This window comes from Psychrobacillus glaciei, assembly GCF_008973485.1.
In the GTDB taxonomy this organism is placed as follows: Bacteria; Bacillota; Bacilli; order Bacillales_A; family Planococcaceae; genus Psychrobacillus; species Psychrobacillus glaciei.
This window is the reverse complement of record NZ_CP031223.1, coordinates 3366561-3384659: the sequence shown is the minus strand read 5'-3', so window position 1 is coordinate 3384659 and position 18099 is coordinate 3366561. Positions and strand designations below refer to the sequence as shown.

Here is an 18099-nt window from a genome sequence, read left to right as displayed (position 1 = left end):
TCGTTATCTATTATCAGAGGATATCCCTTTTCTCTCCATTTTTCCCCATTCCGCTTCCTTACGTCGAAACGATTTTAGGAGACCTTCCAATCGCCATATTACAATAAGGGGTCGATACCAAAAGGATTCGGTTAAAGCCCAAAAAAATAATAATATTAAATGCCTTACCTTTGGGTATTTAAACATCGTCAATTCTTCTAGTAGAATGGATAAGGACGAAATAAAGGAGCCATATAATATTGTAACAAGCAAGATGATGCCAATGACGTAAGGATCTAAGAAACCAAATAATAGACCGCCAGCAATTAAGAAAAACCCCAAGACTTCTACAACTGCCCCTAAAAGTTCAACCATAAAAAAATAAGGGAAAGCAATAAATCCTATTAAGCCGTATTTAGGATTTAAAAACATTTTTTTATGTGCAAACAATGTTTCAGCTAATCCCCGCTGCCAACGTACTCTCTGTGACTTTAAAACTTTTAGAGAGTCTGGTGCTTCTGTCCAACAAACGGGATCGGGAATATATTTTAGTTGTAGGTCTAGACTTTCTTCCCTAATCATTCGATGAAGCCGAACGATGAGCTCCATATCTTCTCCTACTGTTGCTACTTTATAGCCTCCAGATCGGATAACTGTTGTTTTGTGAAAAAGTCCAAATGCACCAGAAATGATTAGTAACTGATTAATTTTTGTAAATCCAAGTCTGCCTATAAGGAAAGCACGGAAATACTCAACAATTTGTAGGATGACTAATGGATTTTTCGGTAGATCAATTGTCTCCACCTTACTTCGAGAAATGGTAGTTCCATTTGCTACTCGAACAGAACCGCCAACTGCAATCGTTTTGCCTTCTGAATCGATTACAGGTTTCATCACCTTCAATAAAGCATCATTTTCTAAAATAGAATCTCCGTCTATCGCACAAAAGTAAGGATATTTTGATACATTGATTCCGCAATTTAGTGCATCTGCTTTTCCACCATTATCTTTAGAAACGACTGTCACTAAAGAATATATGCTCGATTTAAATGTTGCTCGAATCGGTTGGGTATTCATATGTTTGCGAATTGCTAAGTCTACTTGTTCTAGTTTAAGTTCTTCTATTAATTTGGCAAGAGTGTCATCTTTAGACCCATCATCTACCACGATAATTTCATATTGAGGATAATTTAGTGCTAATAAAGAACGGACGGTACTAACAACGCCAACAACCTCATTATACGCAGGAACTATAATAGAAACGGGAAAAGTTCTTTCACTTATTGCGATATCTTCTAATGACTCCGTTTTAATCAGTTTTCCTTCTCTCAAAACATTTTTGATAGAAAGTAAAAACAAAAAAATATAACTTAATGCAGTTACACCCATGTATATAATGACAAAGTAAGATGTGGCTTGAAATAGAAAAATAACAAAGTCTCTCAATTTGCACTACCTCGCTTTCCAGACGTAAGCCATTGTTTAGCCATATCTCTTGCAAAAGCATCCGTATGACTAAATTCTACTTGGACAAGTTTTTCTTCTCCGAAAATACTTAGTAGTGCTTCCGCAGCTGCATTGCGAACCCACCATTCTTCATCGCCCATTAATATTTCCAAATGAGCTTCAAATTGATCTGCCAATAAAGCACCTGCTATTCTTGTAGAGAATAATCGTTCTTCCCAAGATGGTGATTGAAGAAAAGGTACAAGTAAACTGACATCTTTCATATAATTGAGCCTATACAATCCTTTTAATGCTTGTATGCGCATTTCGATGTTTTCGCTTTGTAGTTCTTTTTCTACCATCCATTGGTATTTAGTTTTTTTCATTAAACTAATAAAATTAATGATAGCGAGTTGGCACGTAAAGTTCTTCATATCATTTGAAATATGGACGGCTTCGTCAAATTTTTCTGTATCAAACCGAACGAAAACATCTAAGTATTGATTTACTTTTGTGTCAGCTGATTGATTCAAATAATAGACAAGAGTTAAATCATTTAAAGCAGCTAACGCCAGTATAGTTTGATTTTTTTCTTCGTCCCATTTGTTTAAACTTTGTAGCATCTTTTGTAATACTGGAAGTAGAGAGACAATTTTAAAATCCTCAATGAAATATAAGGTATTTATTCTAGTTGGCCAGTTTCCTTTTAATAGTCGCTTTTTATAATGTTCCGTAAAGATGGAGATAGCAGCATCTTGTAACTTTCTTTCCATAATTGGATCATTAATATCTGTAATTGTTTCACTAAATATTCTTTCTGCGACTTCTATATTTTCAGGATTGCATAGTTTATCTGGTATTGGTCGTCCTTCCTCATAAAGAAAATCTACAAAATCATTCAACGTCGCTTGATACAATTGTTCTTGCTCTTTATTTTTGAGATTTCGTCTTGTTTTTTTTATACTTAACAAGATAAGTAGAAGCAATTGGCAACCAAATAAAATTCCTACAGCATAGTAGAAATAGTTGAACTCTATAGTCATGTAAATAACCTACTTGCGAGACGTTGAATACGAACGAGAACTTCTTGGGGATGGAACGGCTTAACCATATAATCATCTGCCCCTTTATTTAAAGCGTGTAAAATATCCTGATCATTTGTTCTCGAAGTTAGCATCGATATAATAATTCGATCTGAAGGAAAATTAGCTCGAATTTGATCCAGTACTTCTAACCCATCCATTTTTGGCATTACAATATCAAGCAATATAATATGGTAATCGGAAGGGTGGTACCAATCCGATTGTATAAACTCATAACCGTTTTCATGGGATTTAATATCTATTACAAAGCGTGGCGATTTCCAAGATTGGAATTGCTTTTGTAACATTTTGTTGCTAAGTCTATTATCGTCTACAATAATTACGCGAACAGTCGGTAAAATGGAAGTAGTATCCATGTTGTTAAAAGAAACACATTTAGCTTCATTTGTATGCTTTGCAACACTTAATGCTTGTTTAGCATTTTCTACCAATTGATCTATTGAGTGATAGCTTCTAACCCATTCAGCAATCCCTGCATGGAATGAGAGATGAAAAGGGAGATTATCATGTTTATATATTACACTTTGTGAACTTTGCATTAGTTGATTTGTTTTTCGGAGTGCCTTATCTTCATTTGTATTGTTTTGTAAAATTATAAAGGTTGCTCCATGTAAACGGAAAAAGAAATCTTCCTCGGATAATTGAGATTGTATAAATTTACTAAACTGTGAAAGTACTTCATTTGTATACGTGAAACCAAATGACTCATTCATTTTTTGGAAATTTTGAATATCTAATAAGGAAATCGAAAACGTTTGGTTGGAACTATCGAAATCCTGAATCATAGTAGATGCTTTTTTTTCAAAGCTTAGTTGATTTAATGTACCAGTTAGTGGGTCAGAAGATTGAAGGGACACAATAGAAATCCTAACCTCAATTAAATTCGCAATGACTGCTTCTAATAAATCATTTTCTTCCGTAGGGAAAATTAAATCAAAAGCACCGTTTCGTACATAATTCGCTTTCTCTTCTGCATGTTTATTTTCTATGTCTAAAACGACCATTGGGACCAAACGTTTTCTGGATTGTTCCTTCATTAGTGTTAAAAATTCAATTGTGGTCATATCAGTTAATTCAGTAGATACACAACAAAGATCGATTTCGTTAATCTGAAATTGTTGTATTCCTATTTGACCTGTTGGAGCTATTAGGACAGTATATCCTTGGTTCTCTAAGTCCATTTTAAGTATGGAAGCTTCCGAAATATTATGAAGTACTAATAAAACAAAACCAATATTGTTCCTTTTTTGTGGAATTGGTTTACTTGTAAACATAAGTAGAACCCCCTTTGTATAGTAGATTAATAGTAGTCTATTATAGCATTAATAATGTTAATGCTTTCACCTGGCCATTTGAATTGTGTGAATTATAAGTGACAGAATGCGTGGGAAATTGTAGCAAAGCACTACCGGATCGACTCTTCCATTTGTCTGAACATTGACTTATACACAATTTTTTAAAGATTAGACATCAATGATGGAATATTTCGATTATAATAGGAATAAAGGGAGTGTTTTTAATGCTAATAAAACCAAAAATGCTTCAACCGGGAGATAAAGTGGCTACCATTAGTTTATCATGGGGCGGAGCAGGAGAACCCGATTTGAAGTGGAGATATGAGCAAGGGGTAGAACGACTAGAAAAAGTGTTTGGATTAGAGGTCGTGGCTATGGATAATAGCTTAAAAGGCGGAGATTATTTATATGAAAATCCAAAAGCGCGTGCAGAAGATTTAATGAATGCATTTAAGGATCCAACGATAAAAGGGATCATCTCGAATATTGGAGGAAGTGAAAGCATTCGACTCTTACCATATATTGATTTTGATGTTATTCGAGATAATCCAAAAGTGTTTATTGGTTATTCCGATTCTACTGTGACGCATTTATTTTGCCATAAAGCAGGCATTTCTTCTTTTTATGGTCCCTCTGTACTTGTGGATTTTGCTGAAAATGTGGAAATGCACGAATATACTGTAGAAACTTTGAGAAAAACCTTATTCTCAAATGCAGTAATTGGAGAAATAAAACCTGCTACTGAATGGACTAGTGAACGTTTAGAATGGATTATTGAGAATAAGCATAAACAACGACAAATGAATTCGAATAAGGGCTATGAATTGCTTCAAGGTTCTGGAGTCGTGCAAGGAAGATTAATAGGCGGATGTATCGAAGTACTAGAATTTGCTAAAGGAACATCACTTTGGCCTGAAGCATCTTATTGGGAAAATAGTATTTTATTTTTTGAAACATCGGAAGATATGCCAGAACCAACTCTGATTGAATATTGGTTACGGAATTATGGTTCTCAAGGAATATTGCAAAATGCAAAAGGAATAGTTTTTGGAAAGCCTCTAAAAGAAAAATACTTGGAGGAATACAAAGAATCTATTTTAAGAATTATGAAAGAACTTGATTTGAATGATTTGCCGATTCTTTATAATATGAACTTTGGACATACAGAACCGAAATTCGTTCTTCCATATGGGGTTATGGCAGAGATCGATTGTGAAAATGTTGCATTTTCTATTTTAGAAAGTGGAGTTGAATAATAAATGTCTTCTTATATTGTGGTAGGTGGGGGGATTTTAGGAGCTTCTACTGCCTATCATCTTGCTAAAAATAACGTAAAAGTGACACTCGTGGATCGAAAGGATTTAGGACAGGCAACTGATGCTGCAGCGGGAATTATTTGTCCGTGGATATCACAAAGAAGAAATAAAAAATGGTACGAGCTTGTGAAAAATGGAGCGAAATATTACAAGCAACTTGTAGAGGAACTCGAAGCCTTAGGTGAAACATCGACTGGTTATAAAAAGGTAGGCGCTATTGCACTTCAAAATGATGAAAAAAAGTTACTTAAAATGCTAGAGAGAGCGATAGAAAAGCGTGAAGATGCCCCGGAAATAGGCGAACTTAAAATACTCACACCAGAAGAAACAAAGACGCTTTTCCCACTTATTTCAGAAGAGTTTTCCTCTCTCTATGTAGAAGGAGCAGCCCGTGTAGATGGCCGTGCAATGAGAGACGCATTAATTCAGGCATCCCAAAAACTAGGAGCGAGAATGATTTATGGAAATGCAGAGCTGTCAAATGATGGTATTCTAGTCAATGGAAAATTACTAAATGCAGATCGAATCATTTTAACAGCAGGGGCTTGGGGTAATGAACTTCCTTCCAAGTTAGGGGCTGATATGAAAGTAAGTTTTCAAAAAGCTCAAATTATGCATTTTAAGATAGAAAATGAAGCTACTGGAGATTGGCCAGTCGTAATACCGCCGACAAATCAGTACTTGCTTGCATTTGATAATGGGAAAGTTGTAGCTGGTTCCACTTATGAAGAGAATACAGGATTTGATGTTAGTGTAACAGAAGCAGGGAAATTAGAATTAATCGAGAAATCTACTAGTATTGCAAAAGTATTGGAAACAGCACTTATAGAGGAAGTGCGAGTGGGATTTAGACCATATACACCAGAATCTCTTCCTATTATAGGGACGATACCTCGTTTTGATTCGATTTATTTTGCAAATGGCTTAGGAGCTTCGGGTTTAACTGCTGGACCTTTTGTAGGAGCAGAGCTAGCTCGTTTAGCATTGGGAGAGAAAACTGTGCTGGATTTATCCGTATACGCACCGGTTTGAGTTATTAAAGAGATGGGGGAAATGGGATGAATTATTCTCAAGTGGAAGAAGTAAATGATATGAGTGTGGTGGAAGCCTTAGAAAAAAACTTAGCTATTATTCGCTTCGACTTAAATCGACGAGTTGCGTACGTAAATGATAATTTTGCAAATGAGCTTGGCTATTCGAAAGAAAAAGTGATGGGGATGAACCATAAAGATTTTTGTTTTCCAAAATATGCGAATAGCACTGAATACGAACAGTTTTGGCGAGATTTATTTGCAGGAAAGACCCTTCATAATAAAGTAGAACGTAAAGATGCAAATGGGAATAGCGTGATGTTTGAAGCAACATATATGCCGATATTTGGAGAAAGAGGCCGAGTTTTAGGCGTAACGAAAGTTGCTGCAAACGTAACTGAGCAACATCAAACAATCATGGTTGTTACAAATGAATTAAATGATATGTCAGAAGGATTAAACAACCGTGCGGAAACTGGGATGAAAAGAAGCCAAGATCTCTTAGAGACGATAGATGAAATTGCAAAGGGTGCGAAAGAAAGTACAGCAACTTTAGTGAGTTTACAAGTTCAAGCTGACTCTATTCGAGGTATTGTACAAACAATCCGAGAAATTGCTGCACAGACAAATTTACTTGCATTGAATGCAGCGATAGAAGCCGCGCGTGCAGGGGAACATGGTCGTGGATTTAATGTCGTTGCACAAGAGGTACGTAAACTAGCAGCAAGAGTGGAGGCTTCTATAGTAGAAGTGCGTGAAAACATTGAAGGTATTGCAAAACAAGTTAATAAAGTAACGCAAAGTAATGCGAAATCACAACAAAGCATTGAAAAAAGCCAAGACGAAATTCGAATTGCTTTAGAAGAATTTAAAGAAATTTCCAAAGCATCCGAGAAACTAGAAGCGCAAACCGCACATTTCGTAAAACTCATCTAACCATTTATGACAAGTATGTTACGAGTGCCTGGCACCAGTAACACCTTTGTAATAATGGGATGGTTCTGAATATTTTCGCCAAAATATGATAGACTGTATAGTGATATTGGAGGGGAAGATGTTGAGTGATCATTCGATTGGCTATATTGAAGTGAAGCGGGAAATTGATTTTTATTATCAAATGCAGCATATTGAAATGCAATTCGAGCTCCAACTAAATTTAGGTGGAATTACTTCGGCACGACATCAGTTTGATCTTGAACATGTTATTGATGTATCACATAAACCTTTTTCTTTTGGCGGAGGTATTTTGTATTTACATACTAACCAAGGTGTTTTTCCCTACAATATTCAAGTGGATCCCACTTATTTTATCCATGCTTTCAAGTCTTTAAAAAGCAAAAAGTAAATAAATAATAATCGGACAGAATTTTGGGAATAATCCAACATTAATACGGGTTATTGTATTCGACCTTTATCGTGCTATAATGAGAAATATTCTAATAGCACTTTCTCGTATAATCGCAGGAATATGGCCTGCAAGTTTCTACCGGCTTACCGTAAATGAGCTGACTATGAGTGGCAATACAATAATAGATTTATGGCATTTTTTGTCATATTCTTTTATTTCTGTTCGAATTTTCAGCTCGAATGGCATTGTTCCACTCCTAATATGGATGGACACAATGTCTTCGAGCTTTTTTGTGTTCGTCAATTTAAAATTGAAGGGGATCCTCTATTAATGAAACTATTAAAAGAAAAAATCGTGCAGCATGGTAAGGTTCTATCCGAAAATGTATTAAAGGTGGATACGTTTTTAAATCATCAAATTGACCCAGTATTGATGCAAGCGATTGGGGAAGAATTTGCTAGTCGTTATAAAGATGCAGGGATTACTAAAATAGTAACAATTGAATCATCTGGGATTGCACCTTCTATGTTTGCTGGTTTAACACTTGGAGTTTCTGTTGTTTTTGCAAGAAAACGTAAGTCTTTAACGCTATCTGATAATTTGTATACAGCACAGGTACATTCATTTACAAAAAATGAAACAAATGATATATCGGTTTCTAAGGACTTTATTGGAAGTGAAGATGTTGTTTTAATCATTGATGACTTCCTTGCAAATGGACAAGCAGTGCTAGGTTTACTTGATATTGTGGAGCAAGCAAATGCAACAACTGCTGGCGTTGGAATTGTGATTGAAAAAGGATTTCAAACAGGTGGTGAACTTATTCGGGCACGTGGGATTCGCGTAGATTCACTTGCGAATATTAAATCGTTAGCAAATGGAAAAGTGGAATTCTTTGAGGAGGATTCCACTAGATGAACAATACATTGAAAAATACCACACTTGGTATCCAACATCTCCTTGCTATGTATGCAGGGGCTGTTATGATTCCTTTAATAGTTGGGGCATCACTAGAGCTCCCTTCTGATCAATTAACTTATTTAGTTGCAATTGATATTTTAATGTGTGGTGTTGCGACCATCTTGCAAGTAATGAGTAATCGATTTTTTGGAATTGGTCTTCCTGTTGTATTAGGATGTACTTTTACTGCGGTTGGTCCGATGATCGGTATTGGAAAAGAGTATGGGATTTCTTCTATATACGGTGCTATCATTGTTTCTGGTATTTTTGTAATTGTTATTAGTGGAGTTTTTGGTCAACTTGTGAAGTTCTTTCCCCCAGTTGTTACTGGTTCTGTTGTAACGATTATTGGAGTGACGCTTATTCCTGTGGCTATTACGAATATGGGTGGAGGCCAAGGAGCAGAAGACTTTGGGTCGAATTCAAATATTCTATTAGCATTTGGTACTTTACTTTTTATCGTGTTACTTTATCGTTTTTCGACGGGATTTGTTAAATCTGTTTCTATTTTACTTGGATTAGTTGCGGGTACGGTTGCATCTATATTTATGGGGAAAGTAGACTTTACGGCTTTTAAAGAAGCTAATCTTTTTCATATGGTACACCCTTTTTATTTCGGGACACCTACATTCGACTGGTCGCCTATTATTACGATGATTTTAGTGGCAATGGTTTCGTTAGTTGAATCGACTGGCGTTTATTTTGCTATTGGAGATATAGTAGATAAAAAAGTCTCAAAAAAAGAATTATCTAAGGGGTATCGTGCGGAAGGTATTGCTGTATTACTGGGTGGTATTTTTAATTCATTCCCATACACTACTTTCTCTCAAAATGTTGGTCTCCTGCAAATGTCAGGGGTTAAGTCCAAAAACGTAATTTATATTACGGGTGCTATGCTTATAGCACTTGGGTTTATTCCTAAAATTGCCGCAATTACTACTATTATTCCGGTATCTGTTCTTGGCGGAGCGATGTTGGCTATGTTTGGGATGGTTGTAGCACAAGGTATTAAAATGCTTAGCAAAGTAGCTATAGCTGCGGACTCCCAAGATAATGCTATGATAATAGCTTGTTCTATTGGGATGGGACTTGGAGTTTCTGTAGTTCCTAACTTATTTGTGTCTCTTCCATCTGGTATTCAAATTTTGACAAGTAACGGGATTGTTGCAGGAAGTATGACAGCAATTGTATTGAATATATTATTTAATATGCTTCCTTCTAAGAAAGGAAAAGTAAATTTAACAACAAGCGAACACGAAGGTTAATATGCCTTTGTGTTTTTTTGGTGTATTAAATAGGTATGGAGTTAATTTTTAATAATAAGAAATGGTCTCAGCTCTTGTTGAATTGGTTGTGACTTTATTGAAATTGGTCTCACTTGTAGGTAATTTAGTCACGTGTAACATGAAACTGGTCTTGAACAGTAATTTTTTGTTAAAGGTTTGTTCTGATATAAAGAAATTTTTCAATTATTCTGTTTCGAAATCCGAAACGTTGTGGTAGGATTGTATAATCTATAAGATGTGAGGAATAAATGATGAAAATAAGAGATTGGGATCGAAGTTTAAAAGTAAGGTTATTTGGAGAATTTTTTACTAATTTAAGTTTTTGGATGGTATTTCCCTTCCTGGCAATTTATTTTGCGTCAGAGTTTGGGACTAGTTTGACGGGAATTTTACTTGTTATTTCACAAGTATTTGGAGTTGCGGCAAACTTGATGGGAGGATACTGTGCGGATCGTTTTGGTAGAAGAACAATGTTATTCTTTTCTGCTATTTCACAGGGCGTTATGTTTATCATATTCGCATTTGCTAATTCCCCTTGGTTGAACTCACCAGCGATTAGTTTCGTAGCATTTGCACTTGCGGGAGTAGCGGGCTCATTTTATCATCCAGCAAGCCAAGCTATTGTGGCAGATGTAGTACCCGAGCATCAAAGAAGTACAGTTTTTTCTGTGTTTTATACATCTGTGAATATTACTGTCGTAGTTGGTCCAATTATTGGAGCAATTCTATTCTTTCAATATCGTTTTCCACTACTCCTATTAGGAGGAATTATCTCTTGTATAGTTGGGCTTGCCCTCCGATTTTTGACAGAAGAAACATTGTCGAAAGAAATTAAAGAACAGATGGCAAATGACGGTAGTAATTGGATACAAGTAGTAATTAAGCAAGTGCAAACATATGGATTGATCGTAAAAGATAAAGTGTTTTTCTTGTTTGTAGTTGCAGGCATTTTACTCGCTCAAACATTTATGCAGTTAGATATGTTAATACCTGTTTATATGAAAGAAGCAATTGATAAGCAAGTGCTAGGGAATTTATTTGGGCGAGAATGGTCTGTCACAGGAGAAGGCTCCTTTGGTATATTATTATCGGAGAATGGGTTATTAGTTGTTCTATTCACTGTACTTGTATCAAGATGGATGTCTAAGTATCCGGAGAAATGGGTGTTTTTCTTTTCCTCCTTTTTATATATGGTTGCTATGTTCGTTTTCCCGATGACAGCAAACTTTTGGGTGTTCCTCCTTGCGATGGCAATATTTACCTTAGGGGAGTTAGCTACAGTAGGCTTACAAGAAAGCTTTGTGTCTAAATTAGCGCCGGAAGATATGCGAGGGCAATATTTTGCTGCAGCGAGTCTACGTTACACCATCGGAAGAACCATTGCTCCACTTGTTTTTCCACTTGTAGCATGGATAGGTTTTAGTTGGACATTTGTCATTTTGGCCATTTTAGCAATACTAAGTGGGTTCATTTATTTGATTACATTTAAGGAATACAATAAAAGACAAAATGAAATAAGTATATAAATTGGACAAGGGGTGCTCTCTAATGAGAACACCCCTTGATTTTTGTATAGGTAAAACATAACTTTTGAATTTTAAATTTCATCCCGAACAAGTTCGGGGAATAATTTCCATGAAAGACTCATCTTTCAATGCCGCGGTAAATTGTTCCACTGGTTGCCTTCTAACCTAAGCAACGTAAACCCTACCTTCTTTTACGTCCTTGCGACCCTGTAGTCGCGCCAGTGTGAATAAGTATTATCAAAAACACATAAAGCAGAATGCCAAATTTCTAAGGTTTATGTCATACCAAAATTGTTAACAAATTATATTGTCTCACTAAATCAATGTATTGTCAAATAATTGCTTTGTATGCGGCTTCATATCACGTATACTTCCATATTACTTCCATGATATACTAGTTCAATCAAACTATTAGAAGTGTAGGTGTAAAGATGGAAGTTTGGGACATTTACAATGAAAATCGAGAGAAAACAGGAAAAACACATATTCGAGGAGTGGATATGCAAGAAGGTGATTTTCATCAAGTTGTCCATATTTGGATTATGAATGAAGAGGGGCAATTTTTAATCCAACAACGACAATCGTGGAAAAAGGGATGGGCGAATATGTGGGACTGTGCTGCTGCAGGTGCCGCTCTTTCAAAAGAAACAAGTGAGCTAGCTGCAATCCGTGAGACAAAAGAAGAACTTGGGCTTGATCTGCAAATGGAAAATGCGGAAATATTATTTACAGTGAAATTTTCTAGAGGGTTTGACGACCACTGGCTTGTGAAGCAAAACTTAGATATTAACAATTTGAGTCTACAATACGAAGAAGTGGCAGATGCAAAGTGGGCAACTATGGATGAAATAAAAGAGCTAGTTAGTAGTGGGGAATTCATTAGGTATCATATACTTGAACAATTATTCGAATTAATAGAATCAAAGATTTCATTAAAAAAAGCAACACTTCAAGATACTGAATCTTTGTTTGAATTACAGAAAAAAGTTTTCACACCGCTTTATGAAAAATATGAAGATCATGAAACAAGTCCAGTGTTTCAGTCGCTCGAGCGATTTAAGGAGCGTTTAATTACAGGTGATTTTTATAAAATAATGTATACTAATTCCCTAGTAGGGAGTCTCCATGTATATGCGAAATCTCCTGGAGTAATGCGACTTCATATGATAAATATATTGGTGGATTACCAAGGGAAAGGCATTGCTCAGCATGTGATGTCTCGATTAGAAAGCATGTATCCCGAAGCTGTTAAATGGGAGTTGGATACCATTTTAGAGGAAGAGAGAAATTGTTATCTATATGAGAAAATGGGTTATGTTCAAACTGAAGATAGATGGAAAATAAACGATAAGATGACACTTGTGCATTATGTGAAAACTGCTAATTTGAATCGTATGAAGGCTTTATAAAGATACTTGAATTATTCCTTTTCTGCTGAAACTTAAGTACATCTTGTCTCTACGCATTCCATAGCGTAAAGACAAGATGCTCTTAAAGGGCACGTAATATTATTATCCAACTGAAACAGGTGCAAAAAATTCGTTGTAAAGTTCTTGTAATATTTTATTTTCATTACTTCTATGAACACCAAAAGATAAGCTTACTTCGGAAGATCCTTGGTTGATCATTTCGATATTGGAGCCAGTTCTTGAAATTGCCGTGGCTGCCCGAGCAGCTAGGCCAGTATTGTTATTCATTCCTTCGCCAACTACTACAATCATCGAAAACTCATGGCGAAAATGTGCTTCTTCTGCATGAAGTTCTTCTTTCACTCGCTTAATAATTCTTCTTTCTTTTTCAGCTGTTAGTTGATGACTTCTTAGTATGACTGAAATATCATCCAATCCAGAAGGTGTATGTTCATACGAGATAAGTTCTTCCTCTAAAATTTGCAGTAACTTTCTTCCGAATCCAATTTCACGGTTCATCAAATATTTGCTTACATATAAAATAGAGAATCCGCTATCTGCAGATATTCCTGTAATTGGGCGATGTTTCCCTTTTCTTTCTGCTACTATTTTTGTGCCAGGAGCGGAAGGATTATTTGTGTTTTTAATACATACTGGTATGCGCGCTTTATAAACTGGCATTAAAGCTTCGTCGTGGAAAACGGAAAAACCAGCATAGGAAAGTTCTCGCATCTCGCGATAAGTTATTTCTTCTATTTCTACAGGATCATTGACCACTCTAGGATTGGCACAAAATACCGAGTCTACATCCGTAAAATTTTCATATAGATCTGCATGAACTGAAGCCGCTAAAATGGATCCGCTAATATCTGAACCCCCACGATCGAAGGTGCGCAGCAATCCACCTTTTGTAAATCCAAAAAAACCTGGAAATACAACAATTTCATTGCTATTTTTTAGCTCACTTAAATTCTCATAAGCTTCTGGTAAGGCAAGTGCTCTCTCGGGAAAGTCATTTACAATCAGTCCTGCGGTTTTGGGACTAACATACTGAGCACGAAGTCCAATGCTAGTAAAATATGTAGAAATAAGTTTGGCGTTATTATCTTCGCCACTTGCTTTTATATTATCAACAAAATATTCGACGTCTGACGAATCGGATGAAATACGCAAACGTAAATCTTCTTCAATTACGTCACATATTGTTTGTTCTAAATCAAGTCCTAATGCAATTTCTTTGTATCGATCTAACACGAGGGAAAGTTTTGTTTCCACTTCTTCATGATTTAATGCCGCAGATGCTAAATCTATCAATAAATCCGTTACTTTTTTGTCCGAATCAAAGCGTTTGCCAGGTGCAGACACAACGATGAATTTTCTCGATCGGTCTGACTGAACAATTGCAGCTACCTTTTTTATTTGATCTGCACTGGCGACAGAAGTTCCCCCAAATTTACTCACTTTCATTTCATCATATCCTTATTCAAATTTTTATGTGTACTTCTAGAAAAAACAAATGATTTTATACAGTGTACAAACTATCTTGCATAACGTCAATATATTTAATATAAAAATCAATATTATTTATAATCAATATGAACGATTTACGATTAATATGAATTAAAGTTCGTAAATTAGGCGTAATATGTTAAAAGTTTTAAATTTCATCAAGAATAGTGCGTTAAATGCAATTAAAAACTTTCTGAGTTATTTTTTTCTTGATTAAAATAGCGTAATATCAAGCTTTTTTTTAACTTGTTAGAAAATGATAGCGTTTTCAAATTTTTTAACTATATTGACAATTAAAAAGAGTGTGCGTATGATGAGTTTAATTCAATACGACTTAAACAATTTTGATAGAGACAAGCTTTATATTTTTGAAATCTGAAGAGAGCTGATGGGTGGTGTAAATCAGTGGTTTCTAGTGTATGGTAGCACTCTTGAATTGGTGAACCGAACCTTCTAGTAAGTTCATTCGTCTCATGCGCGTTAAGCATGTGAACTAAGAGACTGCATATTTTGCAGTGAATTTGGGTGGTACCGCGTGAGTTTATTACAAGCTCTTCGCCCCTTACATTTTGTAGGGGAGCGAAGGGCTTTTTTGCATTGGAAATAAGGGAGGAAATAGATTTCAAAATAATTCGTAATGCAACTGCAATACTAAAATTTAAGGAATAAAAGGAGAAGACAAATAATGACATACAATATTTTAATCAGTGATCCACTAAGTGAAGATGGTATTTTCCCGTTAAGACAAGCAGAAGGATTTAACATTGTAGTAGATACTAGTCTCACACCAGAGCAACTAGCGGAAAAAATTGTTGACTTCGATGCGTTGCTTGTTCGTAGTCAAACACAAGTAACCCGTGAAATTATTGAAAAAGGAACAAACTTGAAAATTATTGGTCGTGCGGGAGTGGGAGTAGACAATATCGATCTGCCAGCTGCTACTGAGCGCGGTATTATTGTCGTTAATGCACCGGACGGAAACACGAACTCTGCTGCGGAACATACAATTGCCATGTTGATGTCACTTGCTCGTAATATCCCACAAGCATTTCATTCATTGAAAAATAAAAAATGGGATCGCAAAGCATTCATAGGGGTAGAAGTAAAAAATAAAACCTTAGGTGTTGTAGGTTTCGGGCGAATTGGCCAAGAAGTTGCTGCCCGTGCAAAAGGTCAACGAATGAATGTCATTGCATATGATCCATTTTTAACAGCAGAAAAAGCCGAAAAGTTAGGCGTTCAATTTGGTTCAGTTGAAGATGTTATCAAAGCAGCGGATTTTATAACGGTACATACCCCACTTTTGAAAGAAACACGTCATTTAATTAATAAAGAAGCGTTTGAAAAAATGAAAGATGGCGTTCAAATTGTAAACTGTGCACGTGGTGGGATCATCGATGAAGATGCATTATACGATGCAATTGTTTCTGGAAAAGTTGCGGGAGCAGCACTAGATGTATTTGAGGAAGAACCGTTTGTAGATCATCGATTACTAACGTTACCACAAGTATTTGCAACACCTCACTTGGGAGCGAGTACTGTAGAAGCACAAGAAATTGTTGCAATCGATGTGTCATACGATGTTGTTAGCTTCTTGAATGGCGGAGTCGTTAAAAATCCAGTTAACCTTCCATCAGTATCTAAAGACGTTCTAGCAAAAATTGAGCCATACTTTAATTTTGTTGAAAAACTAGGATCATTTTTAAGTGATTTAGCGGACGGAGTACCTGAAGAAGTAAACATCACTTACTCTGGAGAACTTTCAAATATTGATGTACGTCCACTATCACGAAACGCGTTGAAAGGTCTTTTGAAAAGTAAGCTTGGTGAGTCAGTAAATGACGTAAACGCTAAATTTCTTGCAGATCGAATTGGCATCGTAGTGAACGAGTTGAAAACGACAAAATCAAAAGGATTTACAAGTTTAATTACAGTCGAAGTAAAAACAGCGACAGAAACGAGAAAAGTAGCTGGTACGTTATTAAATGGACTTGGAGCTCGCATTCTACGAGTTGATGATTTCATTGTAGATGTAGTACCCGATGGTCATCTATTATTCATCCGCCACAAAGACCAACCAGGCGCAATCGGTCGTGTGGGTACACTTTTAGCAACAGAAGGTGTCAATATCGCAGCGATGCAAGTAGGTCGTTCAGAAATAGGTGGGGACGCTATTATGATGCTTTCTATCGATAAGCATGTAGAAAAATCAGGTATCGAACAATTAAAAGGCTTAGCAGATATATCTGATGCAACACCGATAGATTTATAAAGGGAACTATATATGATTGTAAATCAAAACAAAATAGCGAGCACTAAGTCATATATTAGACTTAGTGCTCGATTTTTGTTCAAGATTAAGAAAGTATATGGATTTTCCTCCTGCGAAACCAGTGTTTATAGTATTTTTAAAAATTCAATAATATCGCTGATTTCCGTTTCAGGTGGACGTTTTCCGTGGGGGCGCCACATTCGCGTCGCTTGTGATGTCTCATATGTCTCACAGAGGAACAAAGGCTAAGATCGCAACATCGTGTGGCAACGCCTTCTTGACCAACATCCTGTTGGCCTCTGGCTGGAGTCGCCACCCTTCACTACAATCTATTAAGTGAGTAGTACTTAACAAGAAAATTTTGCCCTGCAATCGTTAAGAATCCAGTAATAGTAAGGATTCATAGTATAATTTCAAGGGTTAGATCTTTAGATCTTTAGTTTTTTAGTTTTATAGTACACAGTATATTCGAATCAGTAGCCAGTACTAGAGAAAAATAGATAGCATGCATTAATAAAGAAGCGCTGAGCGGACGAAATTGCATCTTCGTCCGCTTTTAAAACAATAGGAAAGGATATATTCTCTCATTAACCATAGCTAATGCATTATGTCTTTACATATTCCAAGAAGGCGACGGACAAACATCCGCCACAAGATTACTGAAAAAATGGATCGTGAAGTGACGCAGTCACTTCACGATCCACAATAAAACACCGGTAATAGTGTAGCGATGATTCGTCCAAAGCACTTTGGGAATAGAGAAGACAAGAGCACTTAATGGACGCTTACGTTTTTCTTATATTCAAGGATAGTGAGTAGCTCATGCAAGTTCGCTATCGTATAAGTAGGCTTCACTTCTTTGCTAGTTGGTTTATTTTCGCGGTTGATCCACACGGATTTCATACCAACTTTGGATGCACCGAGAATATCGGTCATTAAATTATCTCCTACCATTAATGCCTCATCCTTGTTTACTCCAGCTAACTCTAATGCATGTTTAAAAATAGACGGATCTGGTTTGCCTTTTCCGAATGCTCCTGAAATGATAATTTGATCGAAGTAAGGAGCTATTTTTGGAGTAATTTCTAGTTTCTTATTTTGTAGGCTTGGTGAGCCATTTGTTATTAAGAAAAGTATGTATTTACCTTTTAACAAATCTAACACTTCAAATGTTTCTTCATATACAAAAGGACTTTCTTTTCGCATTTTTGGAAAGTACTCCGCTAACTCTTCCCCTAGAGTTATATCATCTATATCGAGTTTTTGTAATCCTTTTAACCATGCTTTTAGTTGATAAACAGGAGCAATTGCTTTCATCTTTTGAAAATCTTCACTTGGGTCATCGAAAGTTCCCCATAGGCCTTCAAATGGATTGATTCCGATCATTTGGGTAAATGTTCTTGTTTCAAATGTATCATATAATTTACTTGCTTCCTCGCGGACCGATGTCTCCAATTCCTTTGGATCGATATCCACTTTTGTTGCTGCATACTCACAAGTTTTTTGAAAAGCTGTTTCCACACTTTTTTTATCCCATAATAAAGTATCATCTAAATCAAAAAAAATAGCTTTCATTTTCAATATACCCCCTTCCTTAACTTACTTATTACTTTACCTTA

General features: G+C 36.0%; 14 protein-coding genes, 1 riboswitch and 1 other annotated feature. Of the genes, 9 read left to right on the top strand and 5 right to left on the bottom strand.

The window, feature by feature from the left end; translation table 11 throughout:
• Positions 1 to 3 precede the first annotated feature (3 nt).
• The 3 genes from PB01_RS16100 to PB01_RS16090 are packed head-to-tail and all read right to left on the bottom strand — an operon-like array spanning position 4 to position 3802.
• Positions 4 to 1368, bottom strand: coding sequence for a glycosyltransferase family 2 protein (locus tag PB01_RS16100; protein ID WP_151702086.1), 1365 nt, complete (start codon positions 1366 to 1368; stop codon positions 4 to 6).
• 53 nt (positions 1369 to 1421) lie between these two features.
• Positions 1422 to 2468 carry a HEAT repeat domain-containing protein gene (locus tag PB01_RS16095; protein ID WP_151701123.1) on the bottom strand — a complete coding sequence of 349 codons (1047 nt, stop codon included), beginning with the start codon at positions 2466 to 2468 and terminating at the stop codon, positions 1422 to 1424.
• Positions 2465 to 3802, bottom strand: a complete 1338-nt coding sequence (locus PB01_RS16090) for a diguanylate cyclase domain-containing protein (protein ID WP_151701122.1) — start codon at positions 3800 to 3802, stop codon at positions 2465 to 2467. The genes PB01_RS16095 and PB01_RS16090 overlap by 4 nt, the downstream gene beginning before the upstream one ends.
• 245 nt (positions 3803 to 4047) lie before the next feature.
• Here PB01_RS16090 and PB01_RS16085 point away from each other — a divergent pair, with 245 nt between their 5' ends.
• The 8 genes from PB01_RS16085 (at position 4048) to PB01_RS21490 (ending at position 12699) form a co-directional block, all read left to right on the top strand.
• Complete coding sequence (locus tag PB01_RS16085; protein ID WP_151701121.1) at positions 4048 to 5079, top strand: S66 family peptidase; 1032 nt, start codon at positions 4048 to 4050, stop codon at positions 5077 to 5079.
• A 3-nt stretch (positions 5080 to 5082) separates the two neighbouring features.
• A complete protein-coding gene (locus PB01_RS16080; RefSeq protein ID WP_151701120.1) occupies positions 5083 to 6171 on the top strand; it encodes an NAD(P)/FAD-dependent oxidoreductase in 1089 nt (362 codons plus the stop codon).
• Between the two features lie 26 nt (positions 6172 to 6197).
• Positions 6198 to 7106, top strand: coding sequence for a methyl-accepting chemotaxis protein (locus PB01_RS21820; protein WP_151701119.1), 909 nt, complete (start codon positions 6198 to 6200; stop codon positions 7104 to 7106).
• Positions 7107 to 7224: 118 nt separating this feature from the next.
• Positions 7225 to 7515, top strand: a complete 291-nt coding sequence (locus tag PB01_RS16070; protein ID WP_151701118.1) for a hypothetical protein — start codon at positions 7225 to 7227, stop codon at positions 7513 to 7515.
• Between the two features lie 85 nt (positions 7516 to 7600).
• A riboswitch (purine riboswitch) is annotated at positions 7601 to 7702 on the top strand.
• Positions 7703 to 7848: 146 nt separating this feature from the next.
• Positions 7849 to 8436: a xanthine phosphoribosyltransferase gene (locus PB01_RS16065; protein WP_151701117.1), complete on the top strand. Its 588-nt coding sequence runs from the start codon at positions 7849 to 7851 to the stop codon at positions 8434 to 8436.
• Entirely contained in the window at positions 8433 to 9743 is a 1311-nt protein-coding gene (locus PB01_RS16060; protein WP_151701116.1) for a nucleobase:cation symporter-2 family protein, read from the top strand. The genes PB01_RS16065 and PB01_RS16060 overlap by 4 nt, the downstream gene beginning before the upstream one ends.
• A 269-nt stretch (positions 9744 to 10012) precedes the next feature.
• Positions 10013 to 11290, top strand: coding sequence for an MDR family MFS transporter (locus PB01_RS16055; protein ID WP_318837477.1), 1278 nt, complete (start codon positions 10013 to 10015; stop codon positions 11288 to 11290).
• A 431-nt stretch (positions 11291 to 11721) separates the two neighbouring features.
• Positions 11722 to 12699, top strand: a complete 978-nt coding sequence (locus PB01_RS21490) for a GNAT family N-acetyltransferase (RefSeq protein WP_151701115.1) — start codon at positions 11722 to 11724, stop codon at positions 12697 to 12699.
• Positions 12700 to 12801: 102 nt separating this feature from the next.
• Here PB01_RS21490 and PB01_RS16045 read toward each other — a convergent pair whose 3' ends face one another.
• Entirely contained in the window at positions 12802 to 14166 is a 1365-nt protein-coding gene (locus PB01_RS16045) for an aspartate kinase (protein ID WP_151701114.1), read from the bottom strand.
• A 377-nt stretch (positions 14167 to 14543) separates the two neighbouring features.
• Positions 14544 to 14774, top strand: a binding site (T-box leader).
• Positions 14775 to 14893: 119 nt separating this feature from the next.
• Between PB01_RS16045 and serA the strand changes: the two genes are divergently transcribed.
• Positions 14894 to 16480 carry a phosphoglycerate dehydrogenase gene (gene serA, locus PB01_RS16040; RefSeq protein WP_151701113.1) on the top strand — a complete coding sequence of 529 codons (1587 nt, stop codon included), beginning with the start codon at positions 14894 to 14896 and terminating at the stop codon, positions 16478 to 16480.
• 774 nt (positions 16481 to 17254) lie between these two features.
• Here serA and PB01_RS16035 read toward each other — a convergent pair.
• Positions 17255 to 18055 (bottom strand): HAD family hydrolase, encoded by an 801-nt coding sequence (locus tag PB01_RS16035; RefSeq protein ID WP_151701112.1) that lies wholly within the window; start codon positions 18053 to 18055, stop codon positions 17255 to 17257.
• Positions 18056 to 18099: the final 44 nt, after the last annotated feature.

Bases quoted from the DNA above. Each gene is read 5' to 3' on its own strand.
- PB01_RS16065 (WP_151701117.1), top strand. From the start codon at position 7,849: ATGAAACTATTAAAAGAAAAAATCGTGCAGCATGGTAAGGTTCTATCC.
- PB01_RS21820 (WP_151701119.1), top strand. From the start codon at position 6,198: ATGAATTATTCTCAAGTGGAAGAAGTAAATGATATGAGTGTGGTGGAA.
- PB01_RS16085 (WP_151701121.1), top strand. From the start codon at position 4,048: ATGCTAATAAAACCAAAAATGCTTCAACCGGGAGATAAAGTGGCTACC.
- PB01_RS16045 (WP_151701114.1), bottom strand. From the start codon at position 14,166: ATGAAAGTGAGTAAATTTGGGGGAACTTCTGTCGCCAGTGCAGATCAA.
- PB01_RS16095 (WP_151701123.1), bottom strand. From the start codon at position 2,468: ATGACTATAGAGTTCAACTATTTCTACTATGCTGTAGGAATTTTATTT.
- PB01_RS16070 (WP_151701118.1), top strand. From the start codon at position 7,225: ATGTTGAGTGATCATTCGATTGGCTATATTGAAGTGAAGCGGGAAATT.
- PB01_RS16080 (WP_151701120.1), top strand. From the start codon at position 5,083: ATGTCTTCTTATATTGTGGTAGGTGGGGGGATTTTAGGAGCTTCTACT.
- PB01_RS16090 (WP_151701122.1), bottom strand. From the start codon at position 3,802: ATGTTTACAAGTAAACCAATTCCACAAAAAAGGAACAATATTGGTTTT.
- PB01_RS16055 (WP_318837477.1), top strand. From the start codon at position 10,013: ATGATGAAAATAAGAGATTGGGATCGAAGTTTAAAAGTAAGGTTATTT.
- PB01_RS16060 (WP_151701116.1), top strand. From the start codon at position 8,433: ATGAACAATACATTGAAAAATACCACACTTGGTATCCAACATCTCCTT.
- PB01_RS16035 (WP_151701112.1), bottom strand. From the start codon at position 18,055: ATGAAAGCTATTTTTTTTGATTTAGATGATACTTTATTATGGGATAAA.
- serA (WP_151701113.1), top strand. From the start codon at position 14,894: ATGACATACAATATTTTAATCAGTGATCCACTAAGTGAAGATGGTATT.
- PB01_RS21490 (WP_151701115.1), top strand. From the start codon at position 11,722: ATGGAAGTTTGGGACATTTACAATGAAAATCGAGAGAAAACAGGAAAA.
- PB01_RS16100 (WP_151702086.1), bottom strand. From the start codon at position 1,368: ATGGGTGTAACTGCATTAAGTTATATTTTTTTGTTTTTACTTTCTATC.